The organism is Streptomyces sp. ADMS, from assembly GCF_033441795.1.
In the GTDB taxonomy this organism is placed as follows: Bacteria; Actinomycetota; Actinomycetes; order Streptomycetales; family Streptomycetaceae; genus Streptomyces.
This window is the reverse complement of record NZ_JAVFVX010000041.1, coordinates 1-17285: the sequence shown is the minus strand read 5'-3', so window position 1 is coordinate 17285 and position 17285 is coordinate 1. Positions and strand designations below refer to the sequence as shown.

Annotated in this window: 18 protein-coding genes and 4 pseudogenes; 10 read left to right on the top strand and 12 right to left on the bottom strand. The window is 70.5% G+C overall.

Annotated elements, in window-relative coordinates; all coding sequences use genetic code 11:
* Positions 1-258: 258 nt before the first annotated feature.
* On the bottom strand, positions 259-444 hold the full coding sequence (locus RB628_RS19265) for a hypothetical protein (RefSeq protein WP_318321718.1): 186 nt from the start codon (positions 442-444) through the stop codon (positions 259-261).
* 178 nt (positions 445-622) lie between these two features.
* Between RB628_RS19265 and upp the strand changes: the two genes are divergently transcribed.
* The gene (gene upp / locus RB628_RS19260) at positions 623-1258 is read left to right on the top strand and encodes a uracil phosphoribosyltransferase (RefSeq protein WP_318321717.1); all 636 of its coding nucleotides are present in this window, start codon (positions 623-625) and stop codon (positions 1256-1258) included.
* 21 nt (positions 1259-1279) lie between these two features.
* Here upp and RB628_RS19255 read toward each other — a convergent pair whose 3' ends face one another.
* Both RB628_RS19255 and RB628_RS19250 read right to left on the bottom strand, forming a co-directional pair.
* Positions 1280-1927 (bottom strand): LytR C-terminal domain-containing protein, encoded by a 648-nt coding sequence (locus tag RB628_RS19255; protein WP_318321716.1) that lies wholly within the window; start codon positions 1925-1927, stop codon positions 1280-1282.
* A gap of 110 nt (positions 1928-2037) precedes the next feature.
* A complete protein-coding gene (locus RB628_RS19250; protein WP_003999914.1) occupies positions 2038-2334 on the bottom strand; it encodes a type II toxin-antitoxin system VapB family antitoxin in 297 nt (98 codons plus the stop codon).
* A gap of 258 nt (positions 2335-2592) precedes the next feature.
* Between RB628_RS19250 and RB628_RS19245 the strand changes: the two are divergent.
* A pseudogene (locus RB628_RS19245) lies at positions 2593-2906 on the top strand (hypothetical protein); the annotation flags it as partial.
* A gap of 3 nt (positions 2907-2909) precedes the next feature.
* Here the strand turns inward: RB628_RS19245 and RB628_RS19240 are convergent.
* The 4 genes and pseudogenes from RB628_RS19240 to RB628_RS19225 all read right to left on the bottom strand — a co-directional run.
* Positions 2910-3041, bottom strand: coding sequence for a hypothetical protein (locus RB628_RS19240; protein ID WP_318321715.1), 132 nt, complete (start codon positions 3039-3041; stop codon positions 2910-2912).
* Between the two features lie 57 nt (positions 3042-3098).
* On the bottom strand, positions 3099-3428 hold the full coding sequence (locus RB628_RS19235) for a hypothetical protein (protein ID WP_318321714.1): 330 nt from the start codon (positions 3426-3428) through the stop codon (positions 3099-3101).
* A 200-nt stretch (positions 3429-3628) separates the two neighbouring features.
* A complete protein-coding gene (locus RB628_RS19230) occupies positions 3629-4222 on the bottom strand; it encodes an HhH-GPD-type base excision DNA repair protein (RefSeq protein WP_318321713.1) in 594 nt (197 codons plus the stop codon).
* Positions 4223-4256: 34 nt separating this feature from the next.
* Positions 4257-4904, bottom strand: a pseudogene (locus tag RB628_RS19225) (siderophore-interacting protein); the annotation flags it as partial.
* Between RB628_RS19225 and RB628_RS19220 the strand changes: the two are divergent.
* From RB628_RS19220 to RB628_RS19210, 3 genes and pseudogenes are all read left to right on the top strand, one after another.
* A pseudogene (locus tag RB628_RS19220) lies at positions 4898-5773 on the top strand (penicillin acylase family protein); the annotation flags it as partial. The pseudogenes RB628_RS19225 and RB628_RS19220 overlap by 7 nt on opposite strands.
* A gap of 10 nt (positions 5774-5783) precedes the next feature.
* Complete coding sequence (locus RB628_RS19215; protein ID WP_318321712.1) at positions 5784-6284, top strand: cupin domain-containing protein; 501 nt, start codon at positions 5784-5786, stop codon at positions 6282-6284.
* A complete protein-coding gene (locus RB628_RS19210) occupies positions 6281-7054 on the top strand; it encodes a glucose 1-dehydrogenase (protein WP_318321711.1) in 774 nt (257 codons plus the stop codon). The genes RB628_RS19215 and RB628_RS19210 overlap by 4 nt, the downstream gene beginning before the upstream one ends.
* A 164-nt stretch (positions 7055-7218) precedes the next feature.
* Here RB628_RS19210 and RB628_RS19205 read toward each other — a convergent pair whose 3' ends face one another.
* From RB628_RS19205 to RB628_RS19195, 3 genes are read right to left on the bottom strand one after another with little or no spacing between them, the layout of a single operon-like run.
* The gene (locus RB628_RS19205; RefSeq protein WP_318321710.1) at positions 7219-7518 is read right to left on the bottom strand and encodes a hypothetical protein; all 300 of its coding nucleotides are present in this window, start codon (positions 7516-7518) and stop codon (positions 7219-7221) included.
* A gap of 26 nt (positions 7519-7544) precedes the next feature.
* Positions 7545-7820, bottom strand: a complete 276-nt coding sequence (locus RB628_RS19200) for an RNA polymerase sigma factor (RefSeq protein WP_318321709.1) — start codon at positions 7818-7820, stop codon at positions 7545-7547.
* Positions 7780-8184, bottom strand: coding sequence for an RNA polymerase sigma factor (locus tag RB628_RS19195; protein WP_318321708.1), 405 nt, complete (start codon positions 8182-8184; stop codon positions 7780-7782). The genes RB628_RS19200 and RB628_RS19195 overlap by 41 nt, the downstream gene beginning before the upstream one ends.
* 176 nt (positions 8185-8360) lie before the next feature.
* Here RB628_RS19195 and RB628_RS19190 point away from each other — a divergent pair, with 176 nt between their 5' ends.
* The 5 genes from RB628_RS19190 (at position 8361) to RB628_RS19170 (ending at position 15498) form a co-directional block, all read left to right on the top strand.
* Positions 8361-8498, top strand: coding sequence for a hypothetical protein (locus RB628_RS19190; RefSeq protein ID WP_318321707.1), 138 nt, complete (start codon positions 8361-8363; stop codon positions 8496-8498).
* Positions 8499-10220: 1722 nt separating this feature from the next.
* The gene (locus tag RB628_RS19185; RefSeq protein ID WP_318321706.1) at positions 10221-11528 is read left to right on the top strand and encodes an ABC transporter substrate-binding protein; all 1308 of its coding nucleotides are present in this window, start codon (positions 10221-10223) and stop codon (positions 11526-11528) included.
* Complete coding sequence (locus RB628_RS19180; protein ID WP_318321705.1) at positions 11528-12526, top strand: sugar ABC transporter permease; 999 nt, start codon at positions 11528-11530, stop codon at positions 12524-12526. The genes RB628_RS19185 and RB628_RS19180 overlap by 1 nt, the downstream gene beginning before the upstream one ends.
* The gene (locus RB628_RS19175) at positions 12523-13434 is read left to right on the top strand and encodes a carbohydrate ABC transporter permease (RefSeq protein ID WP_318321704.1); all 912 of its coding nucleotides are present in this window, start codon (positions 12523-12525) and stop codon (positions 13432-13434) included. The genes RB628_RS19180 and RB628_RS19175 overlap by 4 nt, the downstream gene beginning before the upstream one ends.
* Positions 13435-13482: 48 nt before the next feature.
* Positions 13483-15498, top strand: coding sequence for a beta-galactosidase (locus tag RB628_RS19170; protein ID WP_318321703.1), 2016 nt, complete (start codon positions 13483-13485; stop codon positions 15496-15498).
* A 193-nt stretch (positions 15499-15691) separates the two neighbouring features.
* On the opposite strand, the gene RB628_RS19165 is transcribed toward RB628_RS19170, so the two are convergent.
* On the bottom strand, positions 15692-16576 hold the full coding sequence (locus RB628_RS19165; RefSeq protein ID WP_318321702.1) for a hypothetical protein: 885 nt from the start codon (positions 16574-16576) through the stop codon (positions 15692-15694).
* 119 nt (positions 16577-16695) lie between these two features.
* A pseudogene (locus RB628_RS19160) lies at positions 16696-17285 on the bottom strand (hypothetical protein); the annotation flags it as partial.

The window sequence follows — 17285 nt, the reverse complement described above, 5'->3', positions numbered from 1 at the left end:
CTCTCCCACTGGTCCTAGGGGTGCCGGTTGGGGGTCCTCCCGGCGGAGGTTACGGGTGGGGATTGCTGTGCGCCGAGCCCCACCCACTCGGAATCGTGGCAGAAACGGAGCGTTCAGGGGACGTCTTCGGCCCCCTGTGTCCGGCTCTTTTGATCGCTTGTCGGCCGAACCCTTCAGCAGCGCTCTCGTTGCCGCCACGAGCGGATCGTAACCGGCTTCTCCGGTGGCCCCCGCACGGCCACCCCCTCAACGCGCGTACTACCAGCGGAACGTACGCATGCGCATGGCGTGGCGGAGGCGGGCGACCTTGGCGCGGCGGGGCTGGACGCGGTCGCGCAACTCGCGGGCCTCGGTCAGCTCGCGCAGGAAGACGGCCCGTCGCCGACGCCGCTCGGCCTCGGTCTCCGACGGCTTCTGGTCATGGTCGTGTTCGCGGTCAGGCATAGGTTGACACCCCCAGTCCGTCCTCCCACTTTCCCTCCCTCGGGCGGTTTGATGCCACCGGAAGGGCGAACGGCGGGCAAAGCCGGTGTACGGGGAAGCTGAATCGCTGTATTGCGGAGCAGGCCCGCAGTGCGGGGGAGCGGAGCCGCTGTACCGGACCACGGCTACTGTTAGGAACATGCGTCTCCACGTCGTCGACCACCCTCTGGTCGCCCACAAACTCACCACGCTGCGCGACCAGCGCACCGAATCCGCGACCTTCCGCCGTCTCGCCGACGAGCTGGTCACCCTGCTCGCCTACGAGGCCACGCGCGACGTGCGTACCGAACAGGTCGACATCACGACGCCGGTCGCCTCGACCACCGGCGTCAAGCTGTCCCACCCGCGCCCGCTGGTCGTGCCGATCCTGCGGGCCGGCCTCGGCATGCTGGACGGCATGGTCCGGCTGCTGCCGACCGCCGAGGTGGGCTTCATGGGCATGGTGCGCGACGAGGAGACGCTCCAGGCGTCGACGTACGCCACCCGCATGCCGGAGGACCTCTCCGGGCGCCAGGTGTACGTCCTCGACCCGATGCTCGCCACCGGCGGCACCCTGGTCGCGGCGATCAACGAGCTGATCAAGCGCGGCGCCGACGACGTGACGGCCGTGGTCCTGCTGGCGGCCCCGGAGGGCGTCGAGGTCATGGAACGCGAACTGGCGGGCGCCCCGGTCACGGTCGTGACGGCCTCGGTAGACGAGCGCCTGAACGAGCACGGCTACATCGTCCCGGGCCTGGGTGACGCGGGTGACCGCCTGTACGGCGCGGCCGAGTAGCAGCAGTCAGCGGTACGCGGCTCAGCAGCCCTTCTGGCTGCTGGAGGGCGCCGGTGCGGGACCGGTCAGCGCGGCCAGGGCCTGATCGGCGTCCTTCTTGCTGTTCAGGGCCGCGAACGTGGTGCCGATGAGCAGGTCGACCTCGGTGGCCGAGGTGCGGGCGTCGGTCTTCACCTGGGCGCCGGCGAGCTGGGTGCCGAGCACCGGCAGGGCGGCCTCGGCGGCCGACTTCGCGCCGAGCACCATCCCGGTTCCGGCGATCTTCTTGTCGTAGGCCTTCGGCGCGTTGCCGACGTCGCCGATGCGGAAGCCGCGCTTCTGCAGCTCGTCCGCGGTCTTCTTGGCGAGGCCGCTGCGGGGCGTGGCGTTGAGGACGTTGACGGTGATCTGGCCGGGACTGGGCAGCGCTCTGGGGGCCGTTGCCGTGGGCGAGGGGCTCGCCTTGGACGCGCAGTCCGACTTGGGTCCCGCCGCCGTGGCCTTGCTGCCGCCGCCGGTGAAGACGTCGATGAGCTGCAGGGTGCCCCAGCCGATCAGGCCGAGGGCGGCGACGGAGGCCACGAGTCCGAGCGCCAGCCTGCGGCGCCCCCGGGGTCGGCGCATCCGCGGGTACTTGTCCCCCGTGATGCGGTACTGGCCGCCCATACCGGGGGGAGTCAGCATGCTCATGGGCGCAGCGTAGTGCGCCCGGGCGGTGATGCCTACTAAATGATCATTGACCTGGCCGGGGTACTACCCGAAAGGGTCAATAAAGAAGGTAAAGAGACCCCGGAAGAACGTCAGTCCAGTTCCAGGACGCGGGCGTGCAGCACCTGACGTTGCTGGAGAGCCGCCCGGACCGCGCGGTGCAGACCGTCCTCCAGATACAGGTCGCCCTGCCACTTCACGACATGCGCGAAGAGGTCGCCGTAGAACGTCGAGTCCTCGGCGAGCAGGGTTTCCAGGTCGAGCTGGCCCTTGGTCGTCACGAGCTGATCGAGGCGGACCGGGCGTGGCGCGACATCCGCCCACTGCCGGGTGCTTTCCCGGCCGTGGTCGGGGTACGGCCGGCCGTTTCCGATGCGCTTGAAGATCACACGGAAAGCCTACCGGTCCAGACGTTCCGGGCGCAGCCATGGAGACGGAGTGCGACGCTGGAAAAGATGCCGTAAACCGGTGCAAACCGGGAGAGCGGCCCGGCGCGAGTGACCGCGTGAGTGTGCCATCGGCCACAGCACAGGCCATCGCGGAGCCCTTGCCACCGGCAAACGCGCCCGGTTCACCACCCGGCGCGCAGGGGATCGCTTGCGCACTCCCCCCAGGAGCCCTGGAGATCGCCGCCGGGTACGTGCGTCCTCGACGAGGCGGTCAGGTCCTCGCAGCTCCACGACCGTTACGCACAGGCTGTGGGCAGAGAGCCGCGTACGAGAAGCTGACGGCCGTGCGGACCTCCGGTGGAGCCGAGGGGCCGGACGGGATGCAGCCGGTGAAGCCCAGGGCGTCCGAGGAGGACCCCTCCGCCGTCGAACAGGTGGTGGGCAGCGGCATGTTCAAGTCCCTCGCCGGTTTGCTGGGCACCCGGACCGGGCGGGAGATCACCCGCTCCCTCATCGGGACGGCACGGCGGAGACGGTGGCTCCGGCAGAAGCCCCGCCCCCGCCGCCCGTAGTCGTCAGCGACCCGGCTCCTTCGGGGGCTGCTGCGGCTTGGCTTCCTTGCCCTGCGGCAGCCGGGTTTTCGGTGCGTTGCGTGCGGCCTCCGCGCGCAGCAGGGCGCGCAGGACGGCGTAGGGGTCGATCGCCATGTCGGTGTTCCTTGTCCCGTGTGTCGTACTGGCTGATGGACCGGTGAGCCGGCTCTGTCAGCAGCGCAAAACCACTGAGCGCAGGAGGGACAGGGTGGGCAGTGGCGGTACGGGGAACGGGTGGGCCGCCGTCGCCGGGGGGCGCCGTGCGGACGGCGGGCGGGGCGCGGGCCGCAGGGGTACGACGGGGCGGTGGCCGTAGCGGCCCGGCGGGCGCAGGGCGGTGTCGTGGAGGTCGTACTCGACGGCCGCCGCGCCCGTGACGACAGGCTCGGCCGCTCCGCAGTGCGCTGCCGTTCCCGGCACGAGGAGTGCGAGCAGCAGGACGAGTACCCGGAGCCAGGCAGCCCGACGCCCGGCGTACGGGGTGCGTGCGGCAGGGCTCATGGGAGGTCATCTCCCCGTGACCCGCACAGGACCGATCATTCCGGGCCCGAGATCCGCCCGCTCGGCCTACCGGCGGGCTCGGTGCGGGCGGCGCCGGCGGGTCATGTCGGAGATGCGGGGTGGCGGTGTCGTCAGCCGGGCCTCGGCGGGCGCGCTCTTCTCTCGGGGACCCCGTCACCGCCGGCGCCGCCGGGCAGGCCCTACTTGCCGGAGGTCTTCGCGGCCTTCGCCGCCGCCTTCATCTCCTGCTTGTGCGCACGCACCTTGGCCAGGGAATCGGGGCCGGTGATGTCGGCGACGGAGCGGAACGACTTCGGTTCGCCGTACGCGCCGGCGGCCTCGCGCCAGCCCTTGGGCCGAACGCCGAGCTGCTTGCCGAGGAGGGCCAGGAAGATCTGGGCCTTCTGCCTGCCGAAGCCGGGCAGGTCGGTGAGGCGCCCCAGGAGGTCCTGGCCGGTCGTCGCGTCCCGCCAGACTCCCTCGGCGTCCCCGTCGTAGTGCTCGACGAGGTACTGGCAGAGCTGCTGGATCCGCTTGGCCATCGAGCCCGGGTAGCGGTGCACGGCCGGCTTGTCGGAGAGGAGCGCGGCGAAGGCCTCGGGGTCGTACACCGCGATCTCGTGCGCGTCGAGGTCGTCGGCGCCCAGGCGCTGGGCGATGGTGGCCGGTCCCTTGAACGCCCACTCCATCGGGACCTGCTGGTCCAGCAGCATTCCGGTCAGCGCGGCGAGCGGGCTGCGGCCGAGAAGCGCGTCGGCCTCGGGTTCCTGGGCGAGGTGGAGAGTGACGTCCATGGGTCGATCATGCCCCGATCGCGGCAGGGGTGCCCTACGGCCGCCAGTACCCCAGTCCGTGCACCCGCTGCTTCGGCAGGCCCGCCTCCTTGCGGAAGTAGTCCGCCAGGGATCGGGTGGTGGCGGTGTCGCAGGCTGTCCAGACGTACGGGTCCGCGGTGTGCCCGAGGAGGTCCGGGAAGGCGGAGCGGACCTCGGCGACCAGGTGGGCGCCCGCGTCACGGCGGGGGACCGTGCGGACGGCGTGGTGGCCGGGGGTTGTCCGGAAGGGGTAGCCGTCGGTGCCGTGGTCCGACTCGAACCAGATCGTGGCCGGGACCGAACCCAGCGTGTCCAGCAGCGAGTTGAGCGCGGGCAGCGATGCCGGGTCGCCGATCGCGAAGAGGTGCGGGGGTTCCGGCTGGGGCCGCGTGAAGCCGGTTCCCTGGACCGTCGCACCGTTGGTGTCCCCGGGCTTCGCCGCCCGCGCCCAGTCGCCGGCGCATCCCTCGTGGAGTGCGAACTCGAGGCTGAACGTGCCGGCCTCGTGGTCCGGGTCGACCAGCGTGTACGCCCGCTGGTGCGGCTTGCACGCGTTGTCGAACAACAGCCGGACCCACATCGTGGGGTGGACGCCGGTGGCCGAAAGCATGCCCCCGTCGGTGAGGTGGAGGCGCCGGAAGAGCGGGGTGACGTCCTCGGCTCGGTCTCCTCGCCACCCTCGACGACCTGACGGCCGAGGAGACCACCCTCCGCGACCGGCTTCTGCGCCGGGACCGCCGGATGGACGCCGACAGCACGGAGGCGGCGACGTACGCGGCCCTGCGCTCCGCCGTCGTACGCCGCCTCGCCGCCCACCCCGCCTTCGCCGCGCTGGCCGTCCCGCCCGTGTACCCCGAGATCTTCCGCCCCTGGCTCGGCCTGCTCCCCCGGATCGGCTTCACGCTCGAAGTGCTGCTCAAGGCAAGGGAGTTGTACGGGACCGCTCGCGCCGCCCTGGTGCGGGAAGCCGTCGCGGAGGTGGCCGCCGAACCGGTGTCCACGACCTGGGGCGAGCGTCACCGGCTGCTTCCCTGGCGGGCCCTCGGCAGCACCTCGTACGAGGAACCGGGGCTCTCCGGTGACCACGACTGCGTGCTCTGCACCTCCCCCGTCCCCGGGCTCACCGACCTCAGCGCGCGCGGGCCCGCCGCCCGGTACGTCTGGGATCTGGCCCGGCGTGACGACAGCCTCCGGGCGGTGCCCTTCGGCGCCTCCGGCGTCCCGGGCTCCGCCCACCACCGCGATCAACTCCCCCTGTGGACAAGGGGGGACCTCGTCCCCGTCGTCACCGACTGGGCGCGGCTGACGCGGGAGTACCCGTCGTACGCGGCCCGTGCGGCCGTGCACGAGCGGGTGGCCGAGGGGTTCGGTACCGTGCGCGTGCTGCGGCTCGACCCCGTCGCCGATGCCACGGTGGTGCACGGCTGGGTGAGCGAGCCGCGTGCCGGGTTCTCCTTCCCGAGATCGACCTGCCCGATGTGTACCTGCCGGAGAAACGTGCCCAACTGGCGTGCCTCTTGCGCGAGGTAGCTTTTCCCGGGTGACCCCGACCTCAGGAAATCCGACGCCCGCCGACCTGGTCGCCCACTACGGGCTGGAGCCGATCCCACGTGAGGGCGGGCTGTTCCGTCGTACGTGGGCGGGACCCGAGCGGGCCGACGGGCGGCCGGAGGGCTCGGCGATCGTCGCGCTGCTGACCGCCGAGCCCGGCGACTTCTCCGCGCTGCACCGGCTGCCGTCCGACGAGGTCTGGCACCACTACCTCGGCGATCCGCTGGAACTGCTGCTCCTCGCGCCGGACGGCACCTCCCGCACGGCCGTCCTCGGGCCCGGTCTCCTGCACGGGCAGGAGCCCCAGCTGACCGTGCCCGCCGGCACCTGGATGGGTGCGCGCGTCGTCGGGGGCGGGGCGTGGGCGTTCTTCGGGTGCACGATGGCGCCCGGGTTCACGTACGACGGGTACGAGCACGGCGACGCCGGCGAGCTGGCCGCGCGTTATCCGGCCGAGGCGGCCCGCATCGAGGCACTGTGTCGCCCATGAGTCACAGCAGCCTTCTGGAAGGCCAGGTCGCCCTTGTCACCGGGGCCGGTGGCGGGATCGGGCGCGGGATCGCGTTGCGGTTCGCGGCGGAGGGGGCCGCCGTCGCCGTGCACTGCCGGACGTCGGACGAGGGCGCGCGGGACGCGGTCGCGCGGATCGGGGAGTCGGGCGGGCTGGCCGTCGTACTGCGGGGCGATCTCACCGTCGAGGACGACTGCCGGCGAGTGGTGCGGGAGGCCGCCGACTGGGGTGGCGGGCGGCTGACCGCGCTGGTCAACAACGCGGGGGTGCAGCCGGTCCAGGGGCTCGCCGAAATGACGGTCGCGGACTGGCGAGGTGTCGTGGACACGAACGTCCTCAGTGTCTTCGCCTGTACGCAGGCCGCGGCGGAGGTCATGCGGGAGCAGGAGGGCGGCGGCAGCATCACGCACATCGCCTCCATCGAGGCCGCACGTCCGGCGCCCGGCCACGCCCACTACTGCGCCTCGAAGGCGGCGGTCGTGACGCACGCCCGGTCGGCCGCGCTGGAATACGGGCCGCACGGCATCCGCGTCAACACCGTCTCGCCCGGGCTCGTCGACCGGGAAGGGCTGGCGGACGACTGGCCGGACGGAGTGCGGCGATGGCAACAGGCGGTGCCCGTAGGGAGGTTGGGGCGAACCGAGGACATCGGCGACGCGTGCGTGTTCCTCGCCTCACGGCTGGCGTCCTGGGTCAGCGGCCACGACCTGGTGGTGGACGGCGGGGTGTCCGCCCGTCCCACGTGGTGAATGCCACGGCGAATCCCGCTGCGGTGTGGTGAGCGGGGCGTCAGAAGCTGTTCCACATCCTCTTTCTGCAGGTCACAGGTGCATGAAGGATGGTCGTGCCGGTTTGCCGTTCGGTCGGGCGTCGATGGGCGCCGTTCCGAACGACAACGGCAGCAGGCTGGCCTTCAGGCAGGGAGGGTGGCCGGCACCGCCTCGGTCCTCTTCTCGGTCTTCTTCGCGGTCCCCTGTTCGGTTTTCTTCCCGCTGTCCGTCCCGCCCGGCATCGCCACCGTCACGCCTGCCGCGATCGCTGCCGCCGCCAGCCCCGTCGCCGGCCGCTGCCCCACCCGGCGCCCGCGCCCGCCGGTACGTTGTCCCGCCAACGTTCGCAAACTGCGCATCAGATGTTCCTCCCGCTGAATCCGTCGGCCGTCGGGGAAGTCCCGTTCGGCCGGCACGGCCAGCAGCCGGCGCACTTCTCGCACGTCTCCGTCCTGCTCCCGGTCCCTGCTCACCACGGTCCCTTTCCGTTCCCTCTGCCCGGCCGGACCGCCTCGTGGCGGTCACCTGTTTGCTGCCGTTCCGCAGCCGCAGGTTCCAGGTCCTGCTCAAGATTCTTCAGCGCCAGCTTCTCCAGCCGGCGGCGCGCCCGGGACAACCGGGAACGGACGGTGGCCACCGGTATCCCCAGTGCCTCGGCGGTCGCGGCGTAGTCCAGCCCGGCCCACACGCACAGCGCCACCACCTCACGGTCCGGCCGCGACAACTGGTCCAGCGCCTTGCGCACCCGCGGCTATCTGCTCCTGGTCCTCCAGCCGGCCGACCACCTCGTCGGCGAAGTCCGGCAACAGGCCGGGCGGAGGCATGCGTTCCATCAGGGTCCGGTGCCGCCGGGCCGTACGTCTGCGGTGGTGCACCACATTGGTGGCGATCCCCAGCAGCCACGGCAGGAGACTGCCGCCGTGCGGCTCGACTTTCTCCCGCATCCGCCAGGCTTCGAGGAACACCAACGAGACGCAGTCCTCGGCGACCGACCAGTCCCCGGTCAGGCGGAAACAGTGGTTGTACACGGCCCGCCCGTGCCCCTGGAAAAGCACTCGGAAGGAGTTCTCGTCGCCCGCACGGACGCGGGCCCGGAATGGTGGTTCCATACCTGGCTCTGCCGTGCGGCCACCGGTGGGTTCCATATGATGTACGTCACCTCGGACCGTCGCTGAACAGATCGGCGAAGTCCGACTCCAGGTACTGCGCCTTCACATGCGGCTTCGGCCGCCGCATCCGGGCTCCGATCGCGCCCTGCACCTGTGGCGACGGCTACGTCGACCGCGTGCTGGACGGCGAGCTGGACCTACTGCAGATCTTCACCGATCTGCGCGCCACGGGCGGCGCCTTCCCGCACGACAGCGACCGGCCCGACTGCACCAGCATCCGCCGCGTCCGCGCCTGGAGCGACAGCCGACCGTGACGGCCCGAGAGCAGCAGGCCCGCTCACATCGCCCAACTCCCCTTCACCCTCTGCGAGATCAGGTGAGACACCAGCATGCACCGTCCCGCCACCTTCGCCGCCCTGCTCGGACTGACCCGCGCCGCCAGCGCGATCGGCGACTTCTGGATCCAGAACGATTTCTCGGCCGAGAGGACGAAGCCGCCGGGGAGTACTCGGCAGGCAGACGCCCGGGCAGCGGGCTCGCCGCCGGGGAGTGGGCGCCGTCCTTTGCCCAGCGGGAACAGCACCACGTGCTCGACGAAGGCGTGCGGGTCGGCCAGGGCGACCGGTACGACGGCCGCGGTGGCCGTCGGGAGAGCGGTCGCGGTAGCCCGTACGGCCGTGCGGCGGCCCGCTGTGACGGCGATCAGGACGAGGCCGTCGGGGAGGAGGAGCCAGGCCGGTCCACTTCAGGGCCGCGGCGGCGCCCATCGCCAGCCCGGCCGCGACTCCGACTCCGGCCGCGACTCCGGTTCCGGGTCCGACTCCGACTCCGGCCGCGACTCCGGTTCCGGGTCCGGGTCCGGCTCCGGCCGCGACTCCGGCTCCGGGTCCGGGTCCGGCCGATCCCGGCTCCGGCCGCGACTCCGGCTCCGGGTCCGGGTCCGGCTGATCCCGGCTCCGGCCACGGCTCCGGGTCCGACCCCGACTCCGGGTCCGGCCGATCCCGGCTCCGGCCACGGCTCCGGGTCCGACCCCGACTCCGGCTCCGGCCGATCCCGGGTCCGACCACGACCCCGACTCCGGCTCCGGCCCCGGCTCCGGCCACGACCCCGACTCCGGCTCCGGCTCCGACTCCGGCCACGGCTCCGACTCCGGCCACGGCTCCGGGTCCGGCCACGGCTCCGGGTCCGGCTCCGGAACCGCCCCGGCCCGGCCCGCCAGTGTGAGCCCCAGGCGCATCGGCCCGGTCACTGGCAGTCGACCCCGCCGACGGCGAGGGGCAGGGCCACGGCGGGGAAGGCGAACAGCAGGGCCGTACGGGCCTGCGGGGTGCACTTTGGACCGGGCCCCGCCGAGCGCGATCAGCAGGACCGGGGGAAGCAGTACCGCGCCGGCGGCGGCCGCGCGCAGCGCCCGGCTCTCCCAGGGGTGCGGGGACCGGGCGGCCAGGGCCCCTGCCGTGCCGTGGCCGAGGGCCGCGCAGAGGCCCCACACACGGTGCGGGGACAGGGTGGTGACCAGCGCCAGGCCGAGCGCGCAGGCCGGCAGGTGGACGACGTCCCAGCGGGACCGTGGGCCGGATGTGGGGCCGGGCCGGGGGTGCCGTGGCGGCGGTGGCGGCAGGGGCGGTGGTGGGTGCTGTGGGTGCCGGGGCGGTGGTCGTGCTGGGCATGGGCCGGGCTCCTGCCGGCTCCGGCTGACGGTGGGGTGATCGCCACCCGTGTCGTTCCGGGCCGGTCCACCCGCCTCGGCTGAAAGCCACCGTTCGTGGCGGCGGATGCGCGCCGCTCGGCCGAACCGCCGAGGGGAGGGTCTGGCTCGCTGTTTGGCATCTCCCTGTTGGCAAAGGTTAACGCCTTGATGTCCATCACGTTTCAGGAACGGCTGGCGTCACCTCTTGACGCATGACCGGACATGAGGCTGTTATTGCCGCCACGATGTTTGGTCAAGTTGATTTCTGGTCGATTTGGATCAGCATGGACCAGCGTAGCTGTGACCTTGCTCCCCGTTCAGGGGGGTCTGTCCTCAGGAGCCGTCATGCACCACACTCCCTCCGGTCTGTCCGTCCCCGGTCCGAGCCGTCGCACCCTGCTGCGCGGGATCGGCGGCGCGGCTGCCCTCGGCGCTGCTGTTCCGCTGCTGAGCGCCTGCGGCGACAGCGACTCGGGCTCCGACGCGAAGACCGTCACCCTCGGCTCGAACTCGTCGGACGCCGTCCCGAAGAAGGCCTTCGCCGAGATCTACGCGGCGTTCACGAAGAAGACCGGCATCAAGGTCGACGTGAACACCAAGGACCACAACACGTTCCAGGAGCAGATCAACTCCTACCTCCAGGGCACCCCGGACGACGTGTTCACCTGGTTCGCCGGGTACCGCATGCAGTTCTTCGCGGGAAAGGGCCTGGCCAGCCCGATCGACGACGTGTGGCAGAAGATCGGGAGCAACTTCCCCGACGCGATGAAGCAGCTCAGCAAGGGCGCGGACGGCAAGTACTACTTCGTGCCGCTGTACACGTACCCGTGGGCGATGTTCTACCGGAAGAGCGTCTTCCAGGAGCGCGGCTACGAAGTGCCCACCACGTGGGCGCAGTTCATCGCGCTGTGCAAGCAGATGAAGGCGGACGGCCTGGTCCCGATCGCGTTCGGGGACAAGGACGCCTGGCCGGCGCTCGGCACCTTCGACCAGATCAACTTCCGCACCAACGGCTACGACTTCCACACCGAGCTGATGGCCGGAAAGGCATCCTGGACCGACGCCAAGGTTCGCGCCACCTTCGACAACTGGGCTGAAATTCTTCCCTATCACCAGGAGGGCTCAACAGGCCGAACCTGGCAGGACGCGGCTCAGACGCTCGTCTCGAAGAAGGCCGGCATGTATCTGCTGGGCACCTTCGTGGGCCAGCAGTTCACGAACGCCACCGATCTTGAGGACCTCGACTTCTTCGCCTTCCCGGAGATCGACCCGTCCTTCGGTCAGGACACGGTCGAGGCGCCGACCGACGGCTTCATGCTCAGCAAGTCCCCGAAGAACAAGGCCGGTTCCGTGCAGCTGCTCGAGTTCCTGGGCACTCCCGAGGCCGAGGAGATCTACCTCAAGGCCGACCCGAACGTCGTCGCGGCCTCCACCACCGCCGACACCTCCTCGTACAGCGCCCTGCAGAAGAAGGCGTACGAGATGATCAGCGGCGCGAAGAACCTCACCCAGTTCATGGACCGCGACAGCCGGCCGGACTTCACCTCGACGGTGATGCAGCCCGCGCTGCAGAAGTTCATCCGCGACCCCAAGGGGATCGACAGCCTGCTCTCGTCCATCGAGCGCCAGAAGAAGACGATCTTCGCGTCCTGATGAGCACCTTCGATTCGATTCCCGTGGTCCCGGGGGCGGCCGATGAGCCGCCCCCGGGCGGTACCGGCACCCCCTCGTCCCCGCAGAGCCGCAAGCCGGCCTCGGGCCACCGCCGGCTGCTGACGGGCCGTGACCGGGTAGCCCTGGGTTTCATGGCGGGCCTGCCGACGTTTCTGCACATCGCCCTCGTGTGGGTGACGGCCCTCGCGTCGATCGCGCTGGCCTTCACCACCTGGGACGGCATCGGTTTCGGCGCCATCGAGTGGGTGGGGCTCCAGAACTTCCGTGACCTCTTCGCCGACAACCCGCAGTTCTGGCCGGCCGTCCAGCACAACGTCATCTGGTTCGTCGTACTCATCGCCATCCCGACCCCGCTGGGACTGTTCCTGGCCGTGCAGCTGGACAAGAACATCCGCTTCAGCCGCGTCTACCAGACGGCCTTCTTCCTCCCGGTCGTGGTCTCCATGGCCGTCATCGGCTTCGTCTGGCAACTGGTCTACAACCCGGACACGGGCCTGATCAACAGCCTCATCGGCGCCAACAAGCCCGGCCACTACATCGACTGGATCGGCGACCCGGACCTCAACCTCTGGGCCATCCTCGTCGCCGCGTCCTGGCGGCACACCGGCTACATGATGATCCTCTACCTGGCCGGTCTGAAGGGCGTGGACCCGTCCCTGCGTGAGGCGTCCTCGCTGGACGGCGCCAACGAGTGGCAGACGTTCAAGAACGTCATCTTCCCGACCCTGCGCCCGACGAACACGATCGTCCTGGTCGTCACGATCATCGAGTCGCTGCGCGCCTTCGACCTCGTGTACGTCTTCAACGGCGGCGCCCAGGGCACCGAACTCCTCTCGATCCTCGTGACCAACAACATCATCGGCGAGTCCAGCCGGATCGGTTACGGCTCTGCCATCGCCGTCGTCCTGCTGGTGATCTCGCTCGTCGTGATCATCCCGTACCTGGTCAGCACCTTCCGGAAGGAGCGGCGGGCATGAGCGCTCCCACCCTGGCCGTCCAGGGGCCCGTGAAGGGGTCCGCGAAGGGGCGCGCCCCCGTCCGCCCCGCCCGCGTGCTGCTGCACGTGTTCCTCGTCGTCATGTCACTGGCCTGGCTCGCGCCGCTGCTGTGGGCGATCTACGCGGCGCTGCGCCCGTACTCGGAGACCAGCGAGAAGGGTTACGTCTCCTGGGCCGACAAGCTGAGCTTCGACAACTTCACGAACGCGTTCACGCAGTCGGACATGTCGCACTACTTCGTCAACACACTGATCATCGCCATCCCGGCGGTGCTGCTGACGCTGTTCCTGTCGTCGATGGTCGCCTTCTACGTCAGCCGCTTCGACTTCCGGATCAACCTGTTCCTGCTCCTCGTCTTCACGGCCGGCAACCTGCTGCCGCAGCAGGTCATCATCACGCCGCTGTACCGGCTGTACCTGCTCATCGACCTGCCGGGGATCACCGAGTCCGGCAAGCTGTACGACTCCGCGCTCGGCCTCGTCCTCATCCACATCGCCTTCCAGTCGGGCTTCTGCGCGTTCGTGCTCGCCAACTACATGCGGATGCTCCCGCACGAGCTGACCGAGGCCGCGCTGGTCGACGGCGCGTCCGTGTGGCGGATGTACTGGCAGATCGTGCTGCCGCTGTGCCGCCCGGCGATGGCAGCCCTGGCCACCCTGCTCTCCATCTGGATCTACAACGACTTCTTCTGGGCCCTCGTCCTGATCTCCACCGGCGAGAACATGCCGATCACCTCGGCCCTCAACAACCTCTCCGGCCAGTACTTCACCGACCCCAACCTGGTCGCCGCGGGTGCGCTGCTGACCGCGATCCCGACCCTGATCGTGTACTTCGCGCTGCAGCGCCAGTTCGTCAGCGGTCTGACTCTGGGCGCCAACAAGGGCTGACGCCCCGCTGTCCTCCGCTGTCCTCCGCAAGAACAGGAATGCCGACCGATGAAGCGCGAACTCGCTGTCCCCGGTATCGCGTACGGGGGCGACTACAACCCGGAGCAGTGGCCCGAGGAGGTCTGGGCCGAGGACATGCGGCTGATGCGCGAGGCCGGGGTCACCATGGTCAGCGTCGGGATCTTCTCCTGGGCGCTGCTCGAACCGGCCGAGGGTGTCCACGACTTCGCCCGCATGGACCGTCTCCTCGACCTGCTCCACGAGAACGGCATCGCCGCCGACCTGGCGACCCCGACGGCGGCTCCGCCCGCCTGGTTCTTCCGCGCCCACCCCGAGGCGCTCCCGGTGGACAAGGACGGGCGCCGGCTGTCGTACGGCAGCCGCCAGACGTTCTGCCCGTCCAGCCCCGCCTACCGCGAGGCCGCCCTGCGGATCGCGGGAGCCCTGGCGGAGCGGTACGCGGACCATCCGGCGGTCGCGATGTGGCACGTACACAACGAGTACGGCTGCCACAACCCCGCCTGCTACTGCGACGAGAGCGCGGAATCCTTCCGCCGCTGGTTGCGGGCGCGGTACGGGGATGACCTGGCCGCGCTGAACGACGCCTGGGGGACCACCTTCTGGAGCCAGTGGTACTACGACTGGGCCGAGATCATCCCGCCCCGCGCGACGGGCGCGGTCCCGAACCCGACCCACCAACTTGACTGGCGCCGCTTCTGCAGCGACGAGCTGCTGTCGCTGTACCAAGCGGAGAGGGACGTGCTGAGGGCGGCGGCCCCTTCCCTGCCGGCCACCACCAACTTCATGGTGATGTACAACTTTGACGCGCTGGACTACTGGCGCTGGGCCCCGGAGCTGGACGTCGTCGCGAACGACCACTACCTCCGTTCGACCGACCCCGAGTCGGAGATCGACATCGCGCTGAGCGGCGATCTGATGCGGTCGCTCGCGGGCGGCCCCTGGTTCCTGATGGAGCACTCCACGGGTGCGGTGAACTGGCAGCCGGTCAACAGGGCCAAGACGGCAGGGGAGTTGCGCCGCAACGCCCTCTCCCATGTCGCCCACGGCGCGGACGGCATCGCGTACTTCCAGTGGCGGGCCGCGAAGGCGGGCGCGGAACAGTGGCACTCGGCGATGCTCCCGCACGCCGGCACGGACAGCCAGATCTGGCGGGACGTGGTCCAACTGGGCGCGGACCTGAGGGCGTTGGCGGAGGTGCGAGGCAGCACGGGCACGGCTTCGGTGGCCATCGTCTGGGACTGGGACGCCCGTTGGGCGCTGGAACTCCCCTCCCAGCCGAACGGTGAACTCCGCTTCCAGGATCTCGTACGGGACTGGTACGAGCCGCTGTGGAGGTCGGGCGTCGCGGTGGACTTCGTCCGGCCGGACGCGGATCTGGACGGATACCGGCTGATGCTGGCCCCGAGCCTGTACCTGGTCGACAACGAGGGCGTGGCGAACCTCACGGGCTTCGCGGAGCGCGGCGGCACGCTGGCCGTCGGGTTCCACAGCGGTGCCGTGGACGCCAACTGCCATGTGCGGCTGGGGGGTTACCCGGGCGCGTTCCGCGAGACCCTCGGGGTGCGGGCGGACGAGCTGTTCCCCCTGCTGCCGGGGGAGTCGGTCGGCATCGGCGACGGTGACGGCACGGGAACCCTCTGGTCGGAGCGGTTGCGGCTGGAGGGTGCGGGGGCGGAGGCGGTGTTGTCGTACACGGACGGTCCGTTGGCCGGGGTTCCGGCGGTGACGCGCAACCCGGTCGGTGCGGGCGCCGGTTGGTATCTGGCGACACGGCCGGACGCGTCGACGCTGGGCGCGCTGCTCGCCCGTATGTGCGCGGAGGCGGGTGTCGAGGGGGTGCGGGCGACCCCGGCGCGTGTGGAGGCGGTCGTGCGGAGGGGTGCCGACGCGGACTACCTGTTCCTCATCGACCACGCCGGGGAGGGAGCCGAGGTCGCGGTGGCGGCGGGGGCGACCGAACTCCTCACCGGGGAAGCGCTGGTGGGCGGCTCGGTGCGGGTGCCGCCGGGCGGGGTGGCGGTCGTACGGGAGGCGCGGCTCTAGCTCCGACGCTCCGACGTTTCAACGGGGGTGCGGTTACGCCCTCTGTCGGTCGCCCGCGTCATGGTCGACGCAGACCTGGGGTGGGTTTACTTCGCCTCCCCGATCGGGAGGGGAAAAGGGAGACCGACGCCCTCATGGCCGTCCGTGGCCCGCGAGTCAGGTGGTCCTGCGCCTCGCGGGCTCCACGTCTGCGTTACTCGGCTTCGAAGATCTCTGCAGCGGACGCGGCGGTGACGGCGCGCCGAAGCCAGCGGCTCAGGGTCTCGGGGTCGCCGCAGCCGGTGATGCGTTCACGGGCTTCCTCGGGGACGTCGATGCCGCGCTCGGTGAGGACGGTCAGGACGTCCTCGGCCCGACCCTCGGCCCGACCCTTGGTCTGGGCTTCTTCGCGCACTTCTTCGAAGATGGGCGACTTGTAGAAAGAAAGGTCCACGGCCACCAGTGTCCTCCATTGCGCTGCGGCGGGCAGCTTGCCCAGGCCTTGTGAGACGAATTCGATGATGGGGTTCTTGACGTCGTCCGTCTCGTCCCGCAGAACGGTCGACATTGCCTTCAGTATGGCCCCGATGTCCGGGTTCTTGGCGTGGGTGATCGCGGACAGTGCGGCGAGCTCGAGGTCCTTGCGGACCTCGGCCGGTTTGGTGATCACCGGCATGTTGTGCGGGCCCACGACCAGCGGGCGCAGGGTGAGAAGGGGCCACTGGCGAGGGCCGAAGGAGACCGGGCGGGCCGCCCATTCAGCAGTCGCGCGGTCCTGGCAGACGATCAGCAGCATCGGCTGCAGCCGGTACTTCGCGAGCACGTAGGAGGCGTAGTACGCCCAGCTCGCAGGCTTGTCGGGATCCTTCCCGCTCTGGGACTCGATAGCGAGGAGAAGCGGCTCGTCGTCCTCCGTCTCCAGCCGCAGCAGGGTGTCGACACGGCGTTCGACCGGCTGGGTCTCGGTGAGATCGGTGGGCATGACGGTGGTCGAGGTGGGTGGGCTGAAGGCGACGCCCAGCACCTCGGAGACCCGGGAGAAGAGCTTCGGGTACTCCTGGAAGATGCGGTGCATCGCCTCGTGCGGCGCGTTGACCATGAGGGTCCCTGTGAGTGTGAGGCGATACGGCTGGGAAGTGCCTGTGGCACATGCCAAGGTGAGTGGCGCTGCGAGCGTAAAAGCTCAACGTGGCCTGGCAGCAGCCAAGTTGGTGATGTTCACCCTGAGGGGTGAAGGACTCCGAGAGCTGGTCCGCTGTGGAGTTGACGGCATTCGCCGCATCTGCCGGGCTCCGGGCCGCGGAAGGCCCGCTCGCAGCCGTCGCAGTTCTGGAGTGGATGCCGGACGGGTGATGGCCCGGCGGGTGCGCGGTACGGCGCCGGTGGCGGCAGCAGTGCGGTGAGGCGGTGGGCCAGGAGGGCGGCGGGGCGGCGCATGCCTTCGGGTGGCAGGTTGCTGGTCAGTGCGTGTCGTACGGCGGTGGGGCTGGTGTCGCGTTCCAGCCAGGTGGCGACGCCGGGTGCGAGGTGGGCGGTGTCGCAGGCGGACAGGAGCAGGTCGGGGTCGTGGCGGCGGAGGCCGGCGAGGAGGTCGGTGGCGGCCTGGAGGAGACCCTGCCCCTTGTAGGCGGGTTGCGGTACGGCGGGGAGGGGCTTGCGTGGGGTGCGCTTCTTGTGCGGGGCGGGGCGGGGTGGTGGGGTGCGCGGGGCGGGTCGGTGGACCGGACCCGGCGTCGGTTTCGGCACCGCCACTGGCATGGACACCGGGATCGGCACGGACACTGGCACCGGCATGGACACCGGGATCG